17 protein-coding genes and 1 tRNA gene are annotated in these 25,092 nt (G+C 70.6%); 14 read left to right on the top strand and 4 right to left on the bottom strand.

The genetic code is table 11. The features are described 5' to 3' along the window. Window position 1 precedes the first annotated feature (1 nt). Window positions 2–1,060 (top strand): FecCD family ABC transporter permease, encoded by a 1,059-nt coding sequence (locus UA75_RS17720; protein WP_198042753.1) that lies wholly within the window; start codon window positions 2–4, stop codon window positions 1,058–1,060. Further along, the gene (locus UA75_RS17715) at window positions 1,057–1,890 is read left to right on the top strand and encodes an ABC transporter ATP-binding protein (protein WP_075741188.1); all 834 of its coding nucleotides are present in this window, start codon (window positions 1,057–1,059) and stop codon (window positions 1,888–1,890) included. Before UA75_RS17720 ends, UA75_RS17715 begins: the two co-directional genes overlap by 4 nt. Window positions 1,891–2,058: 168 nt before the next feature. On the opposite strand, the gene UA75_RS17710 is transcribed toward UA75_RS17715, so the two are convergent. After that, complete coding sequence (locus tag UA75_RS17710) at window positions 2,059–2,637, bottom strand: sigma-70 family RNA polymerase sigma factor (RefSeq protein WP_075743921.1); 579 nt, start codon at window positions 2,635–2,637, stop codon at window positions 2,059–2,061. A gap of 62 nt (window positions 2,638–2,699) precedes the next feature. On the opposite strand from UA75_RS17710, the gene UA75_RS17705 reads away from it, so the two are divergent. Next, window positions 2,700–3,446, top strand: coding sequence for a zf-HC2 domain-containing protein (locus UA75_RS17705; protein WP_157434266.1), 747 nt, complete (start codon window positions 2,700–2,702; stop codon window positions 3,444–3,446). Between the two features lie 60 nt (window positions 3,447–3,506). Continuing rightward, the gene (locus UA75_RS17700; RefSeq protein WP_075741186.1) at window positions 3,507–4,403 is read left to right on the top strand and encodes an arginase family protein; all 897 of its coding nucleotides are present in this window, start codon (window positions 3,507–3,509) and stop codon (window positions 4,401–4,403) included. A 145-nt stretch (window positions 4,404–4,548) separates the two neighbouring features. On the opposite strand, the gene UA75_RS17695 is transcribed toward UA75_RS17700, so the two are convergent. Next, complete coding sequence (locus tag UA75_RS17695; RefSeq protein WP_075741185.1) at window positions 4,549–5,313, bottom strand: GNAT family N-acetyltransferase; 765 nt, start codon at window positions 5,311–5,313, stop codon at window positions 4,549–4,551. 1,211 nt (window positions 5,314–6,524) lie between these two features. Between UA75_RS17695 and carB the strand changes: the two genes are divergently transcribed. From carB to UA75_RS17650, 8 genes are all read left to right on the top strand, one after another. Next, window positions 6,525–9,938, top strand: coding sequence for a carbamoyl-phosphate synthase large subunit (gene carB, locus UA75_RS17685; RefSeq protein WP_083683282.1), 3,414 nt, complete (start codon window positions 6,525–6,527; stop codon window positions 9,936–9,938). 69 nt (window positions 9,939–10,007) lie between these two features. Further along, window positions 10,008–11,003, top strand: a complete 996-nt coding sequence (gene sbnA, locus UA75_RS17680; RefSeq protein WP_075741183.1) for a 2,3-diaminopropionate biosynthesis protein SbnA — start codon at window positions 10,008–10,010, stop codon at window positions 11,001–11,003. After that, window positions 10,990–11,994: a 2,3-diaminopropionate biosynthesis protein SbnB gene (sbnB, locus tag UA75_RS17675; protein WP_075741182.1), complete on the top strand. Its 1,005-nt coding sequence runs from the start codon at window positions 10,990–10,992 to the stop codon at window positions 11,992–11,994. Before sbnA ends, sbnB begins: the two co-directional genes overlap by 14 nt. A 5-nt stretch (window positions 11,995–11,999) precedes the next feature. Then, on the top strand, window positions 12,000–13,661 hold the full coding sequence (locus UA75_RS17670; RefSeq protein ID WP_075743920.1) for an FAD/NAD(P)-binding protein: 1,662 nt from the start codon (window positions 12,000–12,002) through the stop codon (window positions 13,659–13,661). A 78-nt stretch (window positions 13,662–13,739) separates the two neighbouring features. Continuing rightward, window positions 13,740–15,308 carry a carbamoyltransferase C-terminal domain-containing protein gene (locus UA75_RS17665; protein WP_075741181.1) on the top strand — a complete coding sequence of 523 codons (1,569 nt, stop codon included), beginning with the start codon at window positions 13,740–13,742 and terminating at the stop codon, window positions 15,306–15,308. A 147-nt stretch (window positions 15,309–15,455) separates the two neighbouring features. Continuing rightward, a complete protein-coding gene (locus UA75_RS17660) occupies window positions 15,456–18,623 on the top strand; it encodes a non-ribosomal peptide synthetase (protein WP_075741180.1) in 3,168 nt (1,055 codons plus the stop codon). Continuing rightward, window positions 18,616–19,416: an alpha/beta fold hydrolase gene (locus UA75_RS17655; RefSeq protein ID WP_075741179.1), complete on the top strand. Its 801-nt coding sequence runs from the start codon at window positions 18,616–18,618 to the stop codon at window positions 19,414–19,416. The genes UA75_RS17660 and UA75_RS17655 overlap by 8 nt, the downstream gene beginning before the upstream one ends. 12 nt (window positions 19,417–19,428) lie before the next feature. Then, on the top strand, window positions 19,429–20,730 hold the full coding sequence (locus tag UA75_RS17650; protein ID WP_198044168.1) for an MFS transporter: 1,302 nt from the start codon (window positions 19,429–19,431) through the stop codon (window positions 20,728–20,730). 992 nt (window positions 20,731–21,722) lie between these two features. Here the strand turns inward: UA75_RS17650 and UA75_RS33045 are convergent. Beyond that, window positions 21,723–21,869, bottom strand: a complete 147-nt coding sequence (locus UA75_RS33045) for a hypothetical protein (protein ID WP_157434265.1) — start codon at window positions 21,867–21,869, stop codon at window positions 21,723–21,725. A gap of 133 nt (window positions 21,870–22,002) precedes the next feature. Here UA75_RS33045 and UA75_RS33040 point away from each other — a divergent pair. After that, window positions 22,003–22,085: transfer RNA gene (locus tag UA75_RS33040), tRNA-OTHER, on the top strand. A 138-nt stretch (window positions 22,086–22,223) separates the two neighbouring features. Here UA75_RS33040 and UA75_RS17645 read toward each other — a convergent pair. Then, window positions 22,224–22,733 carry a hypothetical protein gene (locus UA75_RS17645; protein ID WP_157434264.1) on the bottom strand — a complete coding sequence of 170 codons (510 nt, stop codon included), beginning with the start codon at window positions 22,731–22,733 and terminating at the stop codon, window positions 22,224–22,226. 253 nt (window positions 22,734–22,986) lie between these two features. On the opposite strand from UA75_RS17645, the gene argG reads away from it, so the two are divergent. Further along, on the top strand, window positions 22,987–24,435 hold the full coding sequence (gene argG / locus UA75_RS17640; protein WP_075741177.1) for an argininosuccinate synthase: 1,449 nt from the start codon (window positions 22,987–22,989) through the stop codon (window positions 24,433–24,435). Window positions 24,436–25,092 lie beyond the last annotated feature (657 nt).

Genomic DNA, 25,092 nt, shown 5'->3' with positions numbered 1-25,092 from the left:
GATGGCCGAGCGCCGAGGCACGGCGCCGTTCGGTCGGGTTCCGCTGGTTCCACTGGCCGCGGGCCTGCTGATCGTCCTCGCCGTCACGATGCTCGTGGCGATCGGCATCGGTTCCGTCCACATCGGACTTGCGGACACCTGGCGCGTGATCGTCGACCGCCTCACGGGTCGACCGCCCGCCGACGTCGTCGACGACCAGATCCTGTGGGGCTACCGGGTGCCGAGGGTCTTGTTGGCCGCGCTGTGCGGGGCGGGCCTGTCGGTGGCGGGCGTCGTCCTGCAGGCCGTCGTCGCCAACCCGTTGGCCGATCCCTACCTCCTGGGCATCTCCTCGGGTGCCTCAGTGGGCGCGGTCCTGGTGATGACGATCGGGACCGGCGTGTTCGCCGGACTCGCGGGCCTCGGCGTCACCGGCGCCGCCTTCCTCGGCGCGCTGCTCGCGGTGGTCCTGGTCTTCGCGCTCGGCCAGCGCGGCGGCAGGCTGGTGCCGACCCGACTGGTGCTCTCGGGCGTCGCGGTCGGCTACCTGCTGGCCGCCGTCACCAGTTTCGTCCAGTTGCAGGCGAATCCGAACGAGCTGCGCCGGGTGATGTTCTGGATGCTGGGCAGCGTCGCGGGCGCGCAGTGGGAGCAGCTGCCCCTCACCGCCGCCATCGTCCTGGCGAGCACCGGGCTGCTCGTCCTCTACGGCAGGCGACTCAACGCGCTGGTCACCGGCGAGGAGTCGGCCACCGCGCTGGGCGTGGACGTGTGGCGACTGCGCATCGGCCTGCTGATCACCGCATCGCTGATCACCGCCTCGCTGATCTCGGTCGCAGGCGGCATCGGCTTCGTCGGCCTGATGATCCCGCACCTGGTGCGGCTGGCCTTCGGCGTCGATCACCGACGCCTCCTGCCGCTGTCGGCCTTGATCGGCGCGTCCTATCTGGTGCTGGTCGACCTGCTCTCCCGCGTCGTCGATCCGCCCAACGAACTGCCGCTGGGCATCGTCACCGCCGTCTTCGGCGCGCCGTTCTTCGTCTGGCTGATTCGGCGTGGCCGAGGATGGGATGCCGCATGAGACTGCAGCTGACCGGGGTGGACCTCTCCATCGGCGACGATCGGATCGTCCACCAGGCCGGTTTCGACGTGGTTTCGGGCTCCTTCGTCGGGCTGGTGGGCCCGAACGGCAGCGGCAAGACGACCCTGCTGCGCTCGGTCTACCGCTCGCTGCGGCCCGACGCGGGCGTCGTCCGCGTCGGCGACGACGACGTCTGGCGGCTGGCTCCGCGCCAGGCGGCCCGCCGTACGGCCGCGGTGCTGCAGAGCGACTCCTCCTCGGCCGGGCTGACCGTCGCCGAGGTCGTCGCGCTCGGGCGGACTCCGCATCACGGCCTCCTCGAACGTCCTGGCTCCCGGGATCGGGAGGTCGTCCTGGACGCCATGACCAGGACGGCGACGGCCGACTTCGCCGATCGGGCGTTCGGGACGCTGTCCGGCGGCGAGCGTCAACGCGTGCTGGTCGCCAGGGCGCTCGCCCAGGAGCCTCGGCTGCTGATCCTCGACGAGCCGACCAACCACCTGGACATCCGCGCCCGCTTCGAACTGCTGGCCCTGGTGCGCACGACGGGGGTCACCACCCTGGCGGTGCTGCACGAGCTGGAGATGGCGGCGCGGACCTGTGACGAGCTGGTGGTCCTCGACCGGGGTCGGATCGTGGCGGTCGGCCCCGTCCTCGACGTGCTCACCCCCGCCATGCTCCGCTCGGTCTTCGGCGTCAACGCCGAGGCGCAGCGCCATTCCGACGGGGTGGTGCGCATTCACTATGCCGCCCAGCCGCTCGCGGGTGCCCGAGACACTGCGGAGCAGGCGGCAGACCCGTCCGCCCGCCGAGCCGGTCCGCCCGGCTGATTCGTCGCAGGCGTGCCCGGCCGGTCGCGGCGTGCCGAGCCGACCCGGTGAGGACAGGCGGGGGAGGGCGGCGGTCTCGTCCAGTCCCGGCGTGCCGGGCGGGATGCCGGGGACCAGAAGACGGCAGGGGGCACCGATTCTCTCGTCCGACGTGTGCGACGGGTGTCGTCAGCCGGTCTCGTGGGCCTGCCCACGGGCCTGGAGCAGGTCGTCCCTGGCCCGTGCCACCCGCGAGCGGATGGTGCCGACCTCGCAGTCGCAGACCTTCGCGGCCTCCGCATAGGACAGCCCCAGTATCTGGGTGAGCACGATCGCGGAACGCCGGGACTCGTCGAGCGAGTCCAGGAGCACGTTGAGTTCCACGATGTCCTCGAAGCCTGCCGAGCGCCTGCGCCGACGTGCGGCATCGCTTTCGGCGGCCTGCTGCCAGTCGACCTCGTGGGAGACCCGTGGGCGGGCGGCGCGTGACCTGATCCGGTCCACCACCACGCGGCGGGCGATCGAGATCAGCCAGGTGCGGGAGGAGGATCGCGCGGCGAAGCTCGGCAGCGAGGTGAACGCCCGCAGGTAGGTCTCCTGGGTCAGGTCGTCGGCGCTGCCGGGACCGTCGAGGTGGGCGAGGAACCGCCAGACGTCGGCCTGTGTCGCGCGGACCCATGCCTCCAGGGCTGCTCGGTCGCCTCGACCGGCGGAGAGTGCGAGCGCGGTGATCTGTTCTTCGCTCAGTCGATCACCCTTGCGAGTCACGGGCCTCACAGTAGCCGAGGTGCGCGCGAGCGGGTTCACCTGAGCCGACGACAATCAGCGCCATGAACTGTGCGAAGTACCGGGAGGCTCTGTCGGCACACCTCGACGGCGAGGCCGACGTCCTGCCGGAGTCGGAGGTCGCCGGGCACGTCCACAGTTGTTCCTCCTGCCAGGCCTGGGAGCGCGCCGTGACGGAGATGCGTCGCTCGATGCACGTCCGAGCCGCGCCCGCCGTCCCCGATCTCACCGCCCGGATCATGACGATCGCGCCGCCTGCGGCCCCTCGGCTGCCGGTGCGTCGCATCCTCCTCGGCCTCGTCGCGATCGCCCAGATCGTGCTCGGGGCCGTCCAGCTGATCGGCGGCGGCGACCACGGGCACGTCGCACACGAGTCGGGTCTCATGGCGGGACACCTGATCAACGAGAGTGCCGCGTGGAATCTCGCGCTCGGGATCGGCCTGCTCTGGGCTGCGGTGCGGACGCGGGCGGCGGCCGGTCAGCTGCCGATGCTCGGCGGGTTCGCCGTGGTGCTGGCGCTGGTCTCGATCGGCGACCTCATGGCGGGTCTGGCCACCCCGGAGCGGGTGCTCTCGCACGGCCTGGTGTTCGTCGGGGTCATCCTGTTGATCGTCGTCTACCGAGGACACCGTGGGGCGGGACTGCCGGGCCCGGCGGGCACCGGAGACTCGGACGCGGGGGGCCTGCCGGTCTCGCTGCCGGACGCGGTCGGCCTGGTGCGCGGTGTGGACGGGCCGTCGCGAGCCCAGGCCCGCGCAGGCTTGGCGGCCGAACTCGACCGCGCCGCGTGACCCGCGTGCGGCAGCGCGGACTGATCGGCGGAGTCAGATCGGGATCGTAGAGTCCGGGCCATGAACCCGATCGTCGTGCTGGACGCGCCGTCCAACCTCGGTCTGCGCATGCCTGCTCCCGGTGTCCTGCCCGGCTGTTACAAGCTCGCGGGCGTGCTCCGCGATCACGGGCTGCTCGGGCGGATCGGCGCGGGCGACGCGGGCTACGTGGTCCCGCCGAGGTATGACGTCTCGGACTGGTCGCCGGGCGACGGACTCTTCAACGGCGCCGCGATCGCCGAGTACACCGCACGCCTGGCCGAGCGCATCGCACGGCAGCTGGATCGAGGAGAGTTCCCGTTCGTGCTCGGCGGCGACTGCAGCATCCTGTTGGCGCCGATGCTCGCCCTGCGCCGTCGCGGCCGGTACGGGCTCGCGTACTTCGACGGCAGCGCGGACTTCCTCCGACTGGCGCAGGCGGGCCGGTCCGGCGCGGCGGCGGGCGAGACGCTCGCCCTGGCCACCGGCCGGGGCCGGGCCGACGTCACCGACATCGACGGGCTCGGACCCTACGTCCGGGACGGCGACGTCGTCGTGCTCGGCAACCGGGACGACGACGAGGACGTGCCGAACCTGGCCGAGGCCGGGATCGCCTGCTGGACGGCACCGCAGATCCAGGCAGCGGGGCCCGCTGCGGTGGCCGCGCGAACCCTGGAGCGGTTCGACGGTCTGGACGGATTCTGGGTGCACCTCGACGTCGACGTGCTCGACATCGAGGTGCTTCCCGCGGTGGACGCTCCCGACCCCGGCGGCCTGCAGTACGGCGAACTGCTCGACCTGCTGCGCCCGATGCTCGCCGACGAGCGCTGCGTGGGCCTCCACGTGACGATCTACGACCCGGACCTCGACCAGGACGGCCGCTACGGCGCCGAACTCACGGACGCGATCGTCATGGCCTTCGCGGACAGACCGGTCTAGGGGGACCGGGGCGGCGCGCCGTCGCGCGATGCTCAGGGTGGTGAGCACGGACCCTCGATGCCGACCAGCCGGGACGTTCCGCAGTTCCGGCTCCTGATCGAGTCGGTGACTCAGTGGCAGGGGAGCGGGTGTGTGGCGGAGACTCTCACCCGGCGGCGCCCCGCCGCAGGAGTTCGACGCCGCCGCCCTCCCGGCGTGCACCGACGCCGAGTAACAGCGCGTTCGAGGCGGTGTTGCGCTCGTCGACCTCGCAGGTCACCTCGTGATGTCCTCGGCGGTGCAGCACCCCGAACGCCTCGGCGAGCAGGTGACGTGCCACCCCGCGCCGGCGGTGGTCGGCGGCGGTGCCGATCAGGCCCAGTCGAGGTCTCGGCTGCCGGTTCCATACCCGGGTCAGGCCGAGATAGGCGTCGGTGACGCGATCCACCGCGATCAGGTACAGCGCCGGGTCGAACTCGGGATCGGCGAAGGTGTCCGAGGCGAAGCTCACCGGGTCGTTCCGCCAGCCGCCCGCGCCGGGAACCTCCCCGCGCAGCTCGTCGTCGAGCACTCGCCACCGGTCGGGGTCGGCCGCCATGACCGACCGGAGCTCGACATCGCCGAGCCCGACGCCCAGCCCGGTCACCGCCGGATCGGTCGGCACCGCGTACCGGTGCTCGCTGCGGTGCACCACGAAACCGCGCTCGGTCAGTGCGGTGAGCGCGGCGGCGTCGGCCTCGTCCACCTCCACGTACAGATCGGTGTCCAGCGCGCGGAGCGCGGTCTCGACCAGCGGGCCGTACTCGTCGGTCGCCGCGCCGAGGAAGAACAGGTGTCGGCGCCCGTCCGGTCTGCGCAGCGCCCGCAGTCCGCCCCCTCGGCCGTCGTCAGTCAGGACTGCCCAGCCGTTGTCGACATCACCCTGCACCATCACGGGAAGTGACCCTATGGGTCGCCTCGGTGGTGTGGGCAACCGATTTCCCGCGAACCGGCCTCGGGCCGGGGCGGCACGAGGTGCCTGCCGGGCATTCCTTCGACGCTCTCCCTGGGGCGGATTGTCGGGCGGGCGCAATCGTGACCGCGCGCACTCCGGACGACGCCGCCCCGTGCGGTGGACGTCGCGTGGCTCGACAGAATCACCGACTGGGATCGGGTTCCGGCCGGTAAGACTCGCCTCGAGCGCAAACCGTACTCGTCGGTTCCGGCCCTGTCGACCAGGTTATCGCCAGCCGATCGGTTATCGCGGCAGGTGATGTCGCGACGGAGCCACCGGTCCGCCGAACGTGACTTTAATACGCGTCTCGGGATTCTTTCGTCCATCGTGAAACTGCGATTCCCGGCTGGTGGGACAGCCGGTGAGGTGCGGTATACGTCGCGGCAGGCGGAGTCGTCGTTGATCGTCCCGAGGCCTCGTCTTCGCAGTTCGTGGGTGGTAGTCCCCGGTGGTAGTCCCGGTGGTGCCTGCGCCGCGCAGCCGTCCCTTCGGTTGCGAACCCGGTCTTATGCCCGATTTTTCGGTCGCTCGCCAACTTGTTGTGCGTGCGCGCTGTCTGTGACTCATCGACTTCTTTGTGCGCCGATCCTGTTTTCGGGCAACTGTCGCTGCCTCGAATTGTTAGGCCGAATGCACCCTTGTCGAATGAGTGCCGGTTGATAACCTGAAGCCGACTCGACCGCCGACCGTTTGAATCGCCATTGCGCCCTGCCACCGGACACCGTCTCACGCGGTGCACTCCGGCCGCACTCCGTATGCGATCAGCGGCGATCTCGGCCAGGTCGGGGAATGGCGCGTCTTGGGGGGCGCGCCCGTCGTCTTGGGGGCGTGCGGATGAATGCTGCTGTTCTACTGCTGAGCCGTCGTGGGTTCCACGGCGGGAACTGCCAGGCGGTCGGCACGAGGCGGGGCGCCGCTGCCCGGGGGACGGCCGCAGGCCCGCCCCTGCGGCCGAGCACCTCGACAGCCGCCGACGGCGAGGCACGCGGCCCGGGGGAGGACGTCGGTGCCCGCCACGGGCGATCCGCGGCAGGCGCGCACCGCGGGCCGGACGCGGCCTGCGGACAGGACGAGGCTCCTCGGTCCGACGAGGTCGGCGACCCGACGGCTCGCCTCGTCGACGAACGGACGACGGGCGGGGTCTGCTGATGCCGAAGCGGACCGATCTCCGACACGTACTGGTGATCGGCTCTGGGCCGATCGTCATCGGTCAGGCCTGTGAGTTCGACTATTCCGGTACTCAGGCGTGTCGGGTGTTGCGGGAGGAGGGCCTGCGGGTCAGCCTGGTGAACTCGAATCCGGCGACGATCATGACTGATCCGGAGTTCGCGGATGCGACGTATATCGAGCCGATCACGCCGGAGTTCGTGGAGAAGGTGATCGCTGCGGAGCGGCCGGACGCGATCCTGGCCACGCTGGGCGGGCAGACCGCGTTGAACACCGCTCTCGCGCTGCACGAACGCGGGGTGCTGGCGAAGTACGACGTCGAGCTGATCGGCGCTGACATCGAGGCCATTCAGCGCGGCGAAGACCGACAGGTCTTCAAGTGCCTGGTGCGCGGCATCGGCGCGGAGGTCCCGCGCAGCGCGGTGTGCCGCACCATGGCCGAGGTCCGCGCCACCGTCGCCGAGCTGGGCCTGCCGGTGGTGATCCGGCCGTCGTTCACCATGGGCGGCCTGGGCTCCGGCCTGGCCCGCACCCCCGAGGAGCTGGAGCGGCTGGCCGAGGGCGGACTCGCGGAGTCCCCGGTCACCGAGGTGCTGATCGAGGAGAGCGTGCTCGGCTGGAAGGAGTACGAGCTGGAGCTGATGCGGGACCGCAAGGACAACGTCGTCGTGGTGTGCTCCATCGAGAACATCGACCCGATGGGCGTGCACACCGGCGACTCGGTGACCGTCGCGCCCGCGATGACCCTGACCGACCGCGAGTACCAGCACATGCGCGACGTCGGCATCGCGGTGATCCGCGAGGTGGGCGTGGACACCGGCGGCTGCAACATCCAGTTCGCCGTGAACCCGGCGACCGGGCGGATGGTCGTCATCGAGATGAACCCGCGCGTCTCGCGCTCCTCGGCGCTGGCGTCGAAGGCGACCGGCTTCCCCATCGCCAAGATCGCCGCGCGACTCGCGATCGGCTACACCCTGGACGAGATCCGCAACGACATCACCGGCGAGACCCCGGCCAGCTTCGAGCCGACCCTGGACTACGTCGCGGTGAAGGTGCCCCGGTTCGCCTTCGAGAAGTTCCCCGGCGCCGATCCCACCCTGACCACGACCATGAAGTCGGTCGGCGAGGCGATGGCCATCGGCCGCAGCTTCATCGAGGCGCTGGGCAAGGCGTTGCGCTCCATGGAGACCAGGGCCGCGGGCTTCTGGACCGTGCCCGACGACCCGGCCGTCGACCCGGACACCGCGCTGAAGTCCGTCCTGGACGCCCTGCGCACCGGCCACGACGGGCGCCTGTACACGGTGGACCGGGCGCTGCGTCTGGGCGCGACGATCCAGCAGGTGCATGCGGCGTCCGGCATCGACCCGTGGTTCGTTGAGCAGATCGCCTGCCTGGTCGACCTCGGCCGGGAGATCCGGGACGCGCCGATGCTGGACGAACCCCTGCTGCGCGCGGCGAAGCGGGCGGGCCTGTCCGATCGACAGATCGCGGTGCTGCGCCCCGAATCGGCTGGCGAGGACGGCGTGCGCGCCCTGCGGCACGCGCTGGGCGTGCGGCCGGTCTTCAAGACCGTCGACACCTGCGCGGCCGAGTTCGCCGCCACGACGCCGTACCACTACTCGGCCTACGAGTTCGACCCCGACGCGGAGACCGAGGTCGCCGAGCAGCGGGATCGACCCAAGGTCGTCATCCTGGGCTCCGGACCGAACCGGATCGGGCAGGGGATCGAGTTCGACTACTCGTGCGTGCACGCGGCGACGGCGCTGCGCGAGGCTCCCGACTTCGGGCACGGGTACGAGACGGTGATGGTCAACTGCAATCCGGAGACCGTGTCCACCGACTACGACACCGCCGACCGGCTGTACTTCGAACCGCTGACCTTCGAAGACGTGCTGGAGGTGTGCCACGCCGAGCAGCGCTCCGGCACCGTCGTCGGCGTGATCGTGCAGCTCGGCGGGCAGACGCCGCTGGGCCTGGCGCAGCGGCTCGCGGACGCGGGGGTGCCGATCGTGGGGACTCCGCCGCACGCCATCCACCTCGCCGAGGACCGGGGCGCCTTCGGTCGGGTGCTCGCCGACGCGGGTCTTCCCGCGCCGAGGTACGGCACCGCCACGTCGTTCGCCCAGGCCAAGGCCGTCGCCGACGAGATCGGCTACCCGGTGCTGGTGCGCCCCTCCTACGTGCTGGGCGGTCGCGGCATGGAGATCGTCTACGACGACCAGGCGCTGGCGGGCTACATCGTCCGCGCCACCGAGGTCAGTCCGGAGCACCCGGTGCTGGTCGACCGGTTCCTGGACGACGCGATCGAGATCGACGTGGACGCCCTGTTCGACGGCGAGGAGATCTTCGTCGGCGGCGTGATGGAGCACATCGAGGAGGCAGGCGTGCACTCCGGCGACTCGGCGTGCGTGCTGCCCCCGATCACCCTGAGCGGGGCCGACGTCGACGCCGTGCGGTTTTCCACCCGCGCCATCGCCGCAGGCATCGGGGTGCGCGGCCTGCTCAACGTCCAGTACGCGCTCAAGGACGGCGTGCTCTACGTGCTGGAGGCCAACCCGAGGGCGTCGCGCACCGTGCCGTTCGTGTCCAAGGCGACCGCCGTCCCGCTGGCCAGGGCGGCGGCGCGGATCATGCTCGGCGCGAGCATCGTCGACCTGCGCTCGGAGGGCGTCCTCCCCGCCGTCGGCGACGGGACACGACCGTCACCGCAGGCCCTCGTCGCGGTCAAGGAGGCGGTGCTCCCGTTCCCTCGGTTCCGCACCGCCGACGGCGGGGGCGTCGACTCGCTGCTGGGGCCGGAGATGAAGTCCACCGGCGAGGTCATGGGCACCGACGTGTCCTTCGGTCTGGCCTACGCCAAGGCGCAGCTGGCTGCGGGAGTGGCGCTGCCGTCGTCGGGTCCGGCCTACGTCTCGTTGACCCGTCGGCAGGTGGCGGCGGCCCTTCCCGCGCTGGCCACGCTGCGGCGGCACGGTGTCGAGCTGGTGGCCGACCACGCGACCGCCGAGCTGTTGGCCGCCGAGGACGTGCCGGTGCGGGCGCTCCCGGCCGGGCTGTCCGATGACGACCTGGCCAGGCTGCTGGTGGACGAGGTCGAGCTGGTGGTGACGCTGGACCGGACCCCGTCGGCGCGCGTGGCGAGGTCGACCGCCGCCGCCCGTTCGACGGCCGTGGTGACGACCGTGCCCGGCCTGTCGGCGCTCGCGGCGGCGTTGACCGCGTCGTCTGCGGAGCCGCCGGAGTCGTTCTCCGGCTTCACGATCGTGCCCTTGCAGAGGATGCACGTCGGCCGAGTCCGCCCTGCCGCTCCCGGCGTCGCGGGCGGACGCCTGGAGTACGAACTCGCGACGCTCGAACGACAGCGGCAGTGGTCAGCCCCGGTGCCGAGCACCTGATCTCGACGGGGCGGCAGGTTTCTCCGTTTCTTCCGATATTCCGACGTGAACTCGCATTGGAGGATCGCGTTGATCACGGATCGTGTCTATGACCTGGTGCGGGACGACGTCTTCTTACGTGTCACCGGGCTGGGGGATCTCACCCGCTTCTACCTGAAACTGGAGGGCCTCAACGCAGCAGGATCGATCAAACTGAAGACCGCCCGCAGCATTCTCACCGGCGCGGAACTGTCCGGTGTGGACATGTCACAGGTCCGGATCATCGAGTCGACGTCGGGGAACCTCGGGGTGGCGCTCGCGGTGATCTGCGCGGCGAAGGGCTACCGCCTCACCTGCGTCACGGACGCGAACGCCAACGCCTCGGCCGCCGCGATCATGCGGACCCTGGGGGCCGAGGTGGTCGTCATCCGGGAGCGCGACGAGAACGGCGGCTTCCTGGGCAGCCGGATCTCCTACATCAGGCGACGGCTTCAGGAGGAGCCGGACCTGTTCTGGGTCAACCAGTACGCCAATCCCGACAACTCGCTCGCCCACGAGCAGAGCACCGCCCCGGCCGTGCTCGACGAGTTCCACAAGGTGGACCGGCTGTACGTCGGCGTCGGCACCGGCGGGACGCTCATGGGGATCACGGACTACTTCCGGACGCACAGCCCGCAGACCCGGATCGTCGCCGTCGACTCGGTGGGCTCGGTGAACTTCAGCTCCGAACCGGGGCCCCGCCACATTCCGGGCCTGGGCACGAGCAGGCGGCCGGAGCTGCTGGCGCCGGACGCACCGGACGAGGTGGTGCTGGTGCACGAGGACGACACGGTGCGCGAGTGCCGCTGGCTGGCCAGGACGACCGGCCTGCTCGCGGGCGGCTCGACCGGCACGGTCCTCGCCGCGATCCGCCGCCAGGCCGCCGACATCGACCCGGACGAGACGGTCGTGGCGATAGCCCCCGACCTCGGCGAGCGATACCTGAACTCCGTCTACGACGACGACTGGGTGATCGAGCACGGCCTGGGCCGGGCACTGGCCCCCGAACGGCCGCTCGAGGAGGGACAGCGTGATGTTCTCGTTTGAGGTGGTGCCCGGCAGGGTCGTCAAGGAGGTCCTGGACGCCTCGCTCCCGCGCGTGGTCGACCTGGTCCAGGACGCCTACCTGCGGCACGACGCCGGGCGAACGATCAACCCGGACAGCTACTTCCTGCGGTTCCCGGCGAAGCCGGACGCCAGGATCATCGCGCTGCCCGCCTTCGCCGACCTGGCCGCCGCCCCCGTCGCGGGCATCAAGTGGATCGCCAGCTTCCCGTCGAACGTGCGGCGGGACGTGCCGCGTGCCTCGGCGGTGCTGATCCTCAACGACTACGAGACCGGCTACCCGACGGCGCTGCTGGAGGCGGCGTCGATCAGCGCCGCGCGGACGGCGGCGTCGGCGGCGGTGGCGGCGCGGGCGCTCGCGGCACACCTGCCGGGCAACGGAGAGGTCTCGATCATCGGGGCCGGGGTGATCGCGCGGACGATCCTGCGCTACCTGACGGCGGTCGGCCACCGAGTGGACCGGCTGCGGGTGTTCGATCTGCACCCGGAGTCGGCCGACAACCTCGTGCGGCTGGCGAGGGACGAGCTGGGACTGATCGCGGAGCGGGTGGCCACGGCCCCGGAGGCGCTGACGGCGCAGACCGTGGTGACCGCGACGACGGCCGGGGCCCCGCACCTCGCGCGCCCCTTGGAGCCGGGGCAGATCGCGCTGAACATCTCGCTGCGTGACTTCGCCCCGTCGGTGGTCCTCGGCGCGCAGAACTACCTCGACGACGTCGAGCACTGCATGAAGGCCGACACCTCGCCGCACCTGGCCGAGCAGGAGACGGGCAACCGCGACTTCGTCACGGGCACGATCGCCGACCTGGTGCTCGGCCGGGCGCTGCCCGATCCGGGCCGGGGCGTGCTGGTGTCGCCGTTCGGCCTGGGCGTCCTGGACCTCGCGGTCGGGCAGCACGTGCTCTCGGTCGCCCGTGAACAGGGGCTGGCGCTCGAGGTGCCGGACTTCTTCGGCGAGACGCAGCGGTGGTGACGGCCATGCGCATCGCGGTCATCGGGGCAGGCCCGCGCGGCCTGTCGGTGCTGGAACGGGTCGTCAGCCACACCAGGCTGCCCGGTCCGGCGACGGAGCTGCTGCTCATCGAGCCGGGCGAGCCGGGGGTGGGCGTGCACGACGTCAAGCAGCCGGACTACCTGCTGCTCAACACCATCGCCGCCCAGCTCACGATCTTCTCCGACGAGCACATGACGCCGGGCGCACCGGTCACCACCGGGCCGAGCCTGCACGAATGGTGCCTGACCCGGCACGGGCCGGTGCGGTTCGACGACTACCTGCCGCGCAGGCTGCTCGGCGAGTACCTCCAGTGGGCGGTGCGCGACCTGCTGGCGCGGGTGCCGCCCCGGCTGACGGTGCGGCACCTCCCGGCGGTCGCCCGCGACGTGCGGCAGGCGGGGTCCGGCGCGGTGGTGACGTTGGCGGACGGCACCACGCACGAGGTGGACCTGGCCGTCGTGACCACCGGGCACGGCCTGGCCGCCGCCGAGCCCGCTGCGGGCGGTGCCCTCGTGGCGACGCCCTACCCGCTGCCCGCGCGGGTCGAGGGCATCGCCGAGGGCGCGACGGTCGCGCTGCGGGGCTCCGGCCTGACGGCCATGGACGTGATCGCCGGGCTCACGGTGGGGCGAGGCGGTGTCTTCGGCCAGGACGGCTACACCCCCTCGGGCCGGGAGCCGCACATCGTGCTGGCCAACCGGACGGGCCTCCTGCCGTGCGCCCGGCCGCGCGCGAGTCGGGGGCGCCTCCCGGCACCCGCAACGCACCTCACCCCGGCCGCGATCACGAGACTGCGGGAGCGGGTGCCCGGCGGCCTGCTGGACTTCCGCCGCGACGTGGAACCGCTGATCCGGCGCGAGGCCCTCGCCCGGCTGGCGGCGCCGGGCCCGCCGACCTACGCGGAGATCGCGGCGGTCGACCGGGCGTTGTCGCCGGTGCCCGGCACCTGGGCGACCTATGCGGAGTACCGCGACGCGACGCTGGCGCTGGCCCGCGCCGACCTGGCCGAGGCGGAGCGGGGCCTCGGCGTCAGCCCGGTCAAGGAGGCACTGGAGGTGCTCCGCGACCACCGGGAGAGCCTCCGGGTCGTCGTCGACCCGCCGGGCCTGACCGAGGAGTCGCACCGGTACTTCCTGGACGAGTACGTGCCCCTGGTCAACCGCGTGGTGATCGGCCCGCAGAAGGAACGCCTCCACGAACTGCTGGCGTTGACGGCGGCCGGCATCGTCACCCTGGGGCCCGGGCCGGGGGCCGTGGTTGCGCGGGCGGGCGACCGGTGGGCGCTGACGTCCACCGGGCTGGGCGAACCGCGCCGCGTCGAGGTCGACGCCGTCGTGCGGGCCAACCTGACCTGGCCTGCGCCCGACGACGAGAAGGACCCCGTCGGTTCGGCGCTGCGGACGTGGGTCGCGGCGGGCGACGACCGATCGCGGCGTCTGACCCTGGACCGGGACGGATACGTGATCCGGCGGGACGGCGAGCCGTGCACCGCGATCGCCGTGTTCGGGCCGCCCGCAGAAGGCGCCAGCTACTACAACCACTACGTGCCGTCTCCCGGCAGGTGGTCTCGGGCCCTCACCGATCTCGACCGCGTGCTGGTCCCGGTGCTCAGCGCGAAGGAGGCGGCGATGCGCGCGGCTCCCTGACGCCCGTGGCCACGCGGCCGATCGGGACGACCACCAGCACCGCCCTCCGCATACGAACAAGAAGGTGACGACGCGATCATGCTGATTCTCTCGCTCAAAGAGGGGCACGACGGAGGAATCACGGCCATCGAGGACGGCAGACTGCTGTTCGCCCTGGAGGCCGAGAAGGACAACTACCCGCGCTACGACCGGCTGACCGGGGAGGTCATGGCGCGCGCGGCCGGACTGCTCGACCGGGTGCCCGACGTCGTGGCCCTGGGTGGCTGGGTCAAGGGCTTCCACTCCGTGGAGCCGCCGTCCAGGACCGGCTACTTCGGCGTCGGCGACGGGTCGACCTCGGACGAGGAGGGCACCTTCTTCGGGAAGAAGGTGCGCTACTTCTCCTCCACCCACGAGCGATCGCACATCTACACCTCGCTGGGCATGGCCCCGCGAGCCACCGGGCAGGCCTACTACTCGCTGGTGTGGGAGGGGAACATCGGCGACTTCTACCGCATCGACGAGCAGGGCAGGCCGACGCACCTCAAGCACGTGCTCGCCGACCCCGGCAACAAGTACGCCTACCTGTTCGCCCTGGCCGACCCGAGCTTTCCCGTGGGCACCGGTCTGTTCCGCTACAACGACGCGGGCAAGCAGATGGCGTTGACCGCCTTCGCCGAGCAGGGCCCGACGACCGCCGAAGAGAAGGAGACCATCGACTTCATCCTGCGACAGCAGCAGATCATCCTGAATCTGTCCAAGGACGAGATGTCCTGGTCGCACGTCTACGACAAGGGCGTCGAGTCGCAGGAGTACCGCAACATCGCGGCCAAGCACTCGCAGGCGATCTTCGACATGTTCTACGACTACGCCTCGGAGCACATGAAGGAGGGCCTGCCGCTGCTGATCTCCGGCGGCTGCGGCCTGAACTGCGACTGGAACGCCCAGTGGCGGGAGAGCGGCCTGTTCGAGTCGGTGTTCGTTCCGCCGTGCCCGAACGACAGCGGCTCCGCGCTGGGCACCGGCATCGACGCCCAGTGGTACTACACCGGTGACGCGACCATCGAGTGGTCGGTCTACTCGGGTGAGGAGTTCGTCGAGGACGTCCAGCCGGACCTGGCGAAGTACGAGGTGCGCCCCCTGGTGCCCGCCGAGGTCGCCCGCTACGTCGAACAGGGCAACATCATCGGCTGGGCCGCGGGCCGGTACGAGATGGGCCCGCGTGCGCTGGGCAACCGGTCGATCCTCGCGGCGCCGTTCACCGAGGAGACGACGGCGCGGCTCAACGCGATCAAGCGTCGGGAGGGGTATCGCCCCATCGCCCCCATCGCGCTGGAGTCCGACGCGCACCGGTGGTTCGCGGGCTCGGTCGTCGACCCGTACATGCTCTTCTTCAACCGGGTGACCAGCGATCGGCTCAAGGCCGTCACGCACGTGGACGGCAGCGCCCGCACGCAGACGGTCACCCGAGAGCGCAACGGTCGCATCGTCGACGTGTTGGAGGCGTTCCGCGACATCACCGGTTTCAGCGTCCTGTGCAACACCTCGCTGAACAACAACGGACGCGGATTCATCAATCGCACCAGCGACCTGCTCGCCTACGGCGAGAAGCACGGCTTGGACGGCTACGTCGTCAACGACGTGTTCGTGACGCCGCGCAGGGCGTGAAGGCATCCGTTCGGATCTCGGATCGACGGTGGACTTCGACAGATCACGGCTGTTCGGCGATCGCTTGTCGGCCGCGCCGCGTCCGGTCTGCGGACGCGGCGCGCGATGCGTGCCGTCTGACACTTCGCAAGGGGAGAAGCACCCGACATGACCACGTCCACGCACTCCGTCACCCAGGCACCGCTGTCCTTCGGTCAGGAACAACTGTGGTTCCTCGACCAGCTCACCCCGGGCCTGACGACCTACAACATCCTGCTCGCGGCCCGGCTGCGCGGACCGCTGGACGTGCCGGTGCTGCAGAGATGCCTGAGCATCGTGGTCGAGCGGCACGAGGCGTTACGGGTCACCATCCGCTCCTCGGAGGGCACGCCGTACCAGGTCCTCACCGCGCCGTCGGAGGTGGCGCTGGAGGTCGAGGCGCATCCCGGCCTGGCCGACGACGGGCGTGAGCGGGCGATCGAGGCCGCGCTGGAGGAGATGTCCACCACGCCGTTCGATCTGGAGAACGGACCGCTGTACCGCTACCGCGTCCTCGCGTTCGCCGAGGACGACCACGTGCTGCTGCAGAACGTGCATCACATCATCACCGACGGCTGGTCGTCCGGAATCGTCAACACCGAGCTGGCCGAGGCGTATCGGGCGCTCACCGAGGGGCGCGAGCCCGCGTTCGACGGGCCGGGCTCGCGGTTCACCGAGTCCGCGCGGGCACAGCGCGAACACATGCACGGCGAGACGCTGGACGAGGAGCTGGCGTTCTGGGCGGAGCGGCTGGGGGACCTCCCGACCCTGGAGTTCCCCACCGACCGGCCACGCCCGCCCGCACCGACCAGGCGGGCGCACTCGATCACCCGGCACCTGCCGGACGAACTGCTGATCGCGGCCCGCAGGCTGGCCGAGGAGCACGGCGTCTCGCTCTACATGGTGCTGGTCTCCGCGCTGAACGTGGTGCTCAGCCGCTACACGGGCCAGGAGGACGTCCCCGTCGGCGTGCCGATGCTGGGCCGGGTCGACCCCGAGGAGGAGACGGTCGTCGGCCTGTTCGTCAACATGGTGGTGCTGCGCTCCGACCTGTCGGGCGACCCGACCTTCGCCGAGCTGCTCGCCCGCACCATGGAGGCGAACTTCGACCTCTACGAGCATCAGGAGGTGCCGTTCCACCTGGTGGTGGACCGGGTGCAGCCGGTAAGGGTGCCCGGCCGCAACCCGCTGTTCCAGGTCTCCATGCAGCTGCTCGGCGACGCGAACTCCGGCGGTGCGCTGGACCTGCCCGGCATCGAGGCCGAGCCGATCTCGCTGGCCTCGACCGGCTCCCGGTTCGACATGGCGATCGACTTCGTGGAGTCCGGCGACTCGCTGCGCGCGGTCGTGGAGTACTCCACCGACCTGTTCGACCAGTGGCGGATCGAGGCGCTGCTCGACCACATCGGGTCGGTCGTGACGGCGGCGTCCGCCGACTCGTCGCAGCCGCTGTCCAGGCTGCCCGTGGTGACCCCGGCGGAGCGGGCCGAGCTGATGGAGTGGGGGCGCGGCGCGGCGGCCGAGTACTCCGAGCTGCCGCTGCACGTGGCCTTCGCCGAGGTCGCGCGGGCCACGCCGGACGCGGTGGCCGTGGTGTGTCGAGGCGCGGAGCTGACCTACGGGGAGCTGGACCGGCGCGGCGACCTGCTCGCCCGGCATCTGCGGACGCTGGGCGTGACGCACGGCCAGGTGGTGGCGATCGTCATCGACCGCGACCTGGACGCCTACGTAGCGATGCTCGGCGTGCTGAAGGCGGGCGGCGCGTTCGCCATGATGGACCCGAAGGTGCCTGCAGGCCGCCTCGACTTCATGATCCGCGACACCGCCGCGCCGGTCGTGATCAGCCGCGCCGCCCTCGCCGACCGGCTGCCCGAGGTCGACGGGTGGGCGACGGTCCTGATCGACGCCGACTGGGCGGCCGTCGAGCGCACCCCGGCCGACGAGCCGCTGCCGGACGCCACCACTCGGGAGTCGCTGGCCTACGTGCTCTACACCTCCGGCTCCACCGGCACCCCCAAGGGCGTCATGATCGCCCACCGGGCGGTGTCCTTCTTCTGCGAGGCCTACCGGCGAACGTTCGACCTCGGCCCGCAGGACCGGCTGCTCCAGCTGCCTGCACTGAACTTCGACATGTCGCAGGGCGAGATCTGGACGGCGTTCCTCGTCGGGGCGCGGATCGTCGCCGTCTCGCCCGACGACGCCCAGTCGCCGGAGGCGTTGACAGCGCTCCTGCGTGACCAGCGGGTCACCTACGCGGGCCTGCCGCCCGCGATGCAGTCGGTGATGGAGCCCGCGCCGTATCCGGACCTGAAGTACGTCATGGGCGGTGCGGAGGTGCTGCCGCCGGAACTGGTCAACAAGTGGAACCTGCCCGGCCGTAAGTACCTCAACCTGTACGGCCCCACCGAGTGCGCGATCGGCCAGACGGAATACCACGTCGAGCAGATCGAGTGGACGACGCCGCCGCCGATCGGCCGCCCGCAGCTCAACCGGCAGGTCTACGTCGTCGACCGGTTCGACAACCTCGTGCCCAAGGGCGTGAACGGCGAACTGCTCATCGGCGGGGCCGAAGGCGGTCTCTCGCGTGGCTACCTCAACCAGCAGGCGATGACCGCCGAGAAGTTCGTCACCGACCCGTTCGACCCCGACAGCACGGTCTACCGCAGCGGGGACCTGGTGCGGTGGAGCGAGCACGGCCAGATCGAGTTCCTCGGCCGCATCGACAACCAGGTGAAGCTGCGCGGCCTGCGCGTCGAGCTCGGCGAGATCGAGACCGCCTTGCAGGGCCATCCCGGCGTGCTGCGCGCCGTGGTGCTCATGCGCCCGGACCGACGCGGCGAGAACCGGCTGGTCGGATACCACACGTCGGCGGCCGAGCCCCCGTCGTCCTCGGCACTGCGCGACCACCTCGCGGAGTCGCTGCCGGACTACATGGTGCCCTCCGCCTGGGTGGCGCTGGACCGCTTCCCGATGAACAACGACGGGTGGAAGATCAACCGCAACGCGCTGCCGGACCCGGTCGACGAGGACGGCGACCGCGAACTGGCCGAGCCGCAGACCGACACCGAGATCGAGGTGGCGAAGCGGTTCGCCGAGGTGCTGGGCGTCGAGCGCATCGGCCGCAACGACAGCATCTTCGACATCGGCGGAAACTCGTTGCAGGCCCTGCGCCTGGTGAGTCGGATCAACAAGACCTTCAAGATCCGGATCACCGTGCGGCTGCTGTACGGCAACGCCACCGTCGGCGCGATCTCGCAGACCATCGACGACCTGGTGCGGGCGCGGACGAATGGCTGACCTGGAACGGCTCGTCCCGCTGCGCCCCGGGGGCGAGAAGCCGCCGGTGTTCTGCGTGCACGCGGTGTCGGGCTCGGCGTACGCCTACGCAGGCCTCGCCCGGCTGCTCGACGACGACCGGCCCGTGCACGGCTTCGAAGCTCCGGGGTTCGACAACGACCGCACCCCGGTGCGGTCGTTGTCGGCCCTCGCCGACGAGTACACCGACGTCCTCCGCGAATTCCACCCTGGCGGGCCGTACCTGCTGCTCGGATGGTCGCTCGGCGGTCTGGTGGCGTTCGAGATGGCAAAACGGCTCACCGCCGCAGGCGACGTCGTGGACCAGCTGGTGCTGGTGGACGCGGGCATCCCGGAGGTGACGGACCTCCCGCCAGAGCAGGAGATCCTGCGCCGGTTCGTCCGGGACATGGCGGGCACGTCCGCCGAGTCGCCGCCGGGCCTGGACGAGCTGGCCGCGACCTGGACCGCCGACGTCGACCCCGACACGGCGTTCGAGCAGGTCGAGGACGCGGGCATCCTCCCGGAGGAACTCGACGCCTACCTGCTCGGCGAGCAGTACGCGGTGTTCCGTGCGCATCTGGCGGCGTTCTACTCGATCGAGGTCACCGGCAGCCATGCCGGGCCCTCGATACACGTCCTGGCGGAGCACTCGCCCGCCGAGGACATGCGGTGGGGCAGGCTTCTACCGGACCTCGTCGAGTGCACCGTCCCCGGCAGCACCCACCACTCCATCTGGACCGGCGACAGCCTTCTCGAGCTGAGCAGGCTCGTTCGCAAGCGCCTCGGCGACTAGGAGACCAGCACCGTGTCCATCATCGACCCCGACCAGTCCGAGACGCCGCCTGCCCGGCAGAAGAGCCTCTGGCGCAACCCGGACTTCATGAAGTTCTGGGTGGGCGAGACGGTCTCCCTGCTCGGCACCCAGGTGACCATCCTCGCCCTGCCGCTGACCGCGATCTACTCGCTCGACGCCACCGACAGCCAGGTCGGCTACCTGCGGTTCGTGCAGCTCGCGCCCTACCTCGTGTTGGCGCTGCTGCTCGGCATCTGGGTCGACCGGGTGCGCAGGCGACGGGTGATGCTGTGGTCGAACCTGGCCAGGATGGTGCTGATCGCCCTCGTCCCGTTACTCTGGGTGACTGATCTGCTGTCCGTGCCGGTACTGCTGGTGATCGCCTGCCTCATCGGCGTGGCGTCGGTCTTGTTCGACCTGAGCTGGATGTCGTACGTGCCGACGCTGGTGAAGAGTCCGGAGCACTACGTCGAGGCCAGCTCCAAGATGGGCATCAGCTCGTCCACGGCAGACGTCGCCGGGCCCGGCATCGCAGGCGTGGTCGTGGCGTGGCTGACCCCGCCGATCGCGCTGCTCGCGCAGACCGGCACCTACCTGCTGTCGATCGTCTCGCTGATGCTCATCGGCGCCAAGGAGCCCAAGCCCGTGGCGGTGCCGGAGCGGCGCGCGTCCCGCGAGCTGAAGGACGGCCTGGTCTGGGTGTTCGGCAAGCCGCTGCTGCGGTGGCTCGCCCTCATCGGGTTCTGCTGCAACTTCTCGATGATCACCACGTGGACGATGTTCCTGCTCTACGGCACGCGCACGATCGGCCTCGACTCCACCACGCTCGGCCTGATCTTCGGCACGGCCTCGGTCGGCGGTCTGATCGGGGCGGTCGTGTCGCGTCGGGTCGTCGCGCGCTTCCCGATCGGGCCGACGTACTTCGTGGCACAGAGCGGCCTGCTGCTCGGTCCGCTGCTGATCGTGCTGGCCGCCGGGCCCCGACCGGTGATGATCGCGATGTTCATCGCCTCGTTCTTCACCACCTACCTCGGGCTGGGCATCGCGGGGGTGATCATCGTGGCGCTGCGGCAGACCCTGACGCCGCAGTCGATGATGGGCCGCATGACGGCCTGCTTCCGCACCCTGCTGTTCGGCGGCGGCGCGCTCGGCGGCCTGGTCGCAGGACTGCTCGCCGAGGCCGTCGGTGCCCGCAACGCCCTGATCGTGGCCGCGATCGGGTCGGCCGCCGTCGTGATCGGGCTGATCCTCTCGCCGGTCAGCAGGCTCCGGACGATGCCTGCGGCGGTGGTGGAGCCCGCCCCGGCCGCGTGACGACAGGTCCTCCCCGGGCGGACGCGGCGGTGGGCGGTGCATTCCTCGCGATGCCCGGCCGCGCGCCGTCGCGGCCTGCCGCTCGCGAGGAGCGTGCCGTGATCCGGGTGACTGCCGGGCGGCACCACGATCGCGGGGCTCGGCTGCCCGCAACACGGCCGGGTTCCGCTTTCGTCTCCGCTCGGCCGCGCGGCGAGGCGGACGGCGGCGCACGCGTCGATCAGGAGCCGGACGATCCTGCGCCTGCGGCGCCTCGACCACCGCGCCGAGACATCGCCGCGTACCGACCGGACCTGGTCGGCGCAGCCGCGAACCGGCAGACCGGCCACGCGATCACGCAAGAGGCGAGGTGTATCCGTGCAGTCGACGGGGAGATCGCCCGGGATGGTCCCGGCCGGCGTCGCCCAGACACGAGAACGCGTCGATGCAGGCGATCACGGCCGGGTGCTCGTCACGCCTGTCGGATAGTGCTCCTCGGTGCCGGCGGTGCCCGGCGGGCGGAGGAGCCCCGGGGACACGATGCCCGGTCGTACCGAAGGCACCGATCTCGGTGGCCCTGGACGGCCGGTGGCGGAACTCGTCGAGCAGGTCCTGCCGTGAGGCACCGGGCACGGAACGACACAGACCTGAAATTGGTTCGAGAATACGACGACGACGGTGGCCGTCATTCGATGCTGGAACGGGCGCGTCGATCAACAGGCCGCGATCGTGGCGACGCCGTCGTCTTCGGCTGCCCTGCCGTCCCGCCTTTCTTCTCCTTTCGGTCCGGTGAGAATTTGTGGCGGCGGGGTGTCGTCGGCTGGTGCGGAAGAACTCGATGGCCCAAGGCCGTTCGATCTGATCGACGGGCCCTCCCGGCGTTCGGGCCGATCCATTGTTCCGAACTGCCGGGAGTCCTGCGTCGGGTGCGGATCACGTCGCGATCACGCGGTCGGAATTCGTCTCGTAGCAGGTCAACCGTGTGATCGAGTGCGGTTCGCTGCCCGTCGTGCTCAGCCGAAATTGTGCTTGTTGAGGCACTCGACGTAGGCGTAGGTATCGGGCGTGAGATGGTCGCAGGGGCCTGCGGCAGCTGCCGGGACGGTGGTGGCGAAGGCGGCTGCGGCGGCGAGGGCGAGAGCACCGAGAAGGCGAGACATTCCGCTCCGATCGATAATAGCCGCCGGGGTGCGGCCGTTTCGGTGGACGATTATGCGGATCGGCTCAGCCCATCGTCAAGATCATTCATCCGAATCGCTGACAGTTGCACTGATCGAGCGACGAAAGGTGATCGGGTGCGGAGGTCATCGCCGCCGGATTGGCTTGTCCGTTGACGACAGGGCCGGGCGCGGTGAGTTCGAATCTCACCGCGCCCGATCCCCGAACGCCGTCGCCGACCACGGAGCTGCTCGGTCACGCCGATCTCGAGGCTCAGCTCAGACCCGATCGCTGCCTGCATCTGCGACGACGTGCTCTGGCAGGCCGGTCGCCGTCGCCACCGCCCAGCCCGCCGATCACGGCTGGGTCTGGAAGGCGAACTCGAAGTCGTCCGCCATCTGGCCCTGGACGCAGCCGACCCCGGCCGTCGCACCGTCGTCGATGGTGCAGGACCAGCCGTCGGAGAGTTCGACGTTGCCGAGGGCGGCCTCCGCCTTCTCCTCGTCGGGCAGCTGGATGAACTCGTCGATCACGTTGAACGCCTCGGTGCAGCCGACCACGCCGCCCGCCGAGGGCAGGGCGATCAGGTTGTGCGTGGTGCCCGCGTCGAGTTCGATCTCGCCGCAGTCGACCGGTTCCAAGCCGTCCTCGCCCGGACCGGTGGGATCGGCCGCTCCACTGGCGTCGGTCGGGCTGCCGTCGTCGGACGGGGTGCTGTCCTCGGTCAGGCCGCCGCTCGCCGGAGCCTCGGCGGCGGTGTCGTCCGCAGGCACCGCATCCTGATCGGACTCGGTCTGTCCACACGCGGCCAGGAACAGGCCGCCGGCTGCCAGCATCGCGGGCACAAGCACGCTACGTCGATTCATTGCGGTCCTCCTGTCGGTCATGGTCCTTCATGAGTTGAGACGCATGCTTGACCGCCGAGGTTGCCACGACCGTCATATCTGGTTGGAAATTTTCCGCCACAGATCGTTCGTCTCGGCCTCCGTCGTCCGGACGGCCGCGACCCGTCGGCGCACTCCGGGCTGTCGGGGTCCGGTTCGGCTGCGGCTCGGGCATCGGGCGGCGTTGCGCGGTCGGGCTTGCATGAAAATTCAGGATCGTGCATAATTCGTCCTCGTGTCTAAGGTCCTCACCTCCCTGCCCGCCGGCGAGCGCGTCGGCATCGCCTTCTCCGGTGGTCTCGACACCTCGGTCGCAGTCGCGTGGATGCGCGACAAGGGCGCGGTTCCCTGCACCTACACCGCCGACATCGGTCAGTACGACGAGCCCGACATCGGCTCCGTACCGGGCCGGGCGCTGGCCTACGGCGCCGAGATCGCCCGCCTGGTCGACTGCCGCGCCGCACTGGTCGAGGAGGGGCTGGCCGCGCTCACCTGCGGTGCGTTCCACATCCGTTCGGGAGGGCGTGCGTACTTCAACACCACGCCGCTCGGCCGCGCCGTGACCGGAACGCTGCTCGTCAGGGCGATGCTGGAGGACGACGTCCAGATTTGGGGCGACGGCTCGACCTTCAAGGGCAACGACATCGAGCGCTTCTACCGCTACGGGCTGCTCGCGAACCCGAATCTGCGCATCTACAAGCCGTGGCTCGACGCGGACTTCGTCACCGAGCTCGGCGGTCGCAAGGAGATGTCGGAGTGGCTGCTCGCCCATGAGCTGCCCTACCGGGACAGCACGGAGAAGGCGTACTCGACCGACGCCAACATCTGGGGCGCCACCCACGAGGCCAAGACGCTGGAGCATCTCGACACCGGCATCGAGACCGTCAACCCGATCATGGGCGTCCGCTTCTGGGACCCGGACGTCGAGGTCGAGACGGAGGACGTGACGATCGGCTTCGACCAGGGCAGGCCCGTCTCGATCAACGGCAAGGAGTTCGCCACCCCGGTCGACCTGGTGCTGGAGGCGAACGCGATCGGCGGCAGGCACGGCATGGGCATGTCCGACCAGATCGAGAACCGGGTGATCGAGGCCAAGAGCCGCGGCATCTACGAGGCGCCGGGGATGGCGCTGCTGCACGCGGCGTACGAGCGGCTGGTCAACGCCATCCACAATGAGGACACGCTCGCCCACTACCACAACGAGGGCAGGCGCCTCGGCAGGCTGATGTACGAGGGCCGCTGGCTCGACCCGCAGGCGTTGATGGTGCGCGAATCGCTGCAGCGCTGGGTCGGCACCGCCGTCATCGGCGAGGTGACGCTGCGGCTTCGGCGCGGTGAGGACTACTCGATCCTCGACACGACGGGCCCGTCCTTCAGCTACCACCCGGACAAGCTGTCGATGGAACGCACCGAGGACTCGGCGTTCGGCCCGGTGGACCGGATCGGCCAGCTCACCATGCGCAACCTCGACATCGCCGACTCCCGCGCCCGACTCGAGCAGTACGCCGTCCTCGGTCTGGTCGGCACCACCCAGCCCGCGCTCACCGGCGCCGCGCAGGCCGCCGCCACGGGGCTGATCGGCGCGATGCCGCAGGGCGGGGCCCAGGCCATCGCCTCCCGAGGCACCGTCTCCGGCGACGACGAGATCCTGGACCGGGCCGCGATGGAGTTCGGCACCGACTGAGCGGTGGGTCGAGCGGAGGGCCGGTGCTCACTGCCGGCACGACGTGCGCCGCCCGCGAGCGAGTACCTTCCGAAGCCACTGCGGCTCGACTGTCCGGGCGGTCCGGTGCACACCGACAGGCGTGCACCGGACTGTCGTGGTCGCGGGAGCCGACGACACGCGTCGACTCCCGTTGCACGCGCGGGAAGGCGGCCACGGTTTCGATGCCGACCTCTCGCCGCAGGCAGCGGTGATCGTCCGGCTGGTCTCCGGCGAGGGCTGTGGCGGTGTGCTCGGGCTGGGTAGGGAACGGCAGCGCGAGTCGACATCTCCACAGTGCCTGCCTGTGCAACGGCGCTGCCGCTCATCGAGTCCATGGTCAGACGGGGTGATGCCGATGACCAATCCTCACCGATCTCCCGCCCCCTGCTGCGGATCGGTCGCGATGAACGCCTCCACCTCGGCGCGGCGGGCGGCGCTCCAGGTCTCCTGCGTCGCCAGCACGCCCACGATGCCGATCGAGGCGACGAACAGGTAGAAGCTCGCCGGGCCGCCCCAACCGAATTCTCCAACAGCACGGCGACGAAGGGGGCGAAGCCCGCGATCGACGCCGCCACCTGATAGCCGATCGACGCTCCCGAGGTCCGGGTGTTCGCCCGGAACAGCTCGGCGAACCAC

Source organism: Actinoalloteichus sp. GBA129-24 (assembly GCF_001941645.1).
GTDB classification, from domain to species: domain Bacteria; phylum Actinomycetota; class Actinomycetes; order Mycobacteriales; family Pseudonocardiaceae; genus Actinoalloteichus_A; species Actinoalloteichus_A fjordicus.
The sequence above is the reverse complement of the archived record's forward strand: the minus strand, read 5'-3'. Positions and strand labels throughout refer to the sequence as shown.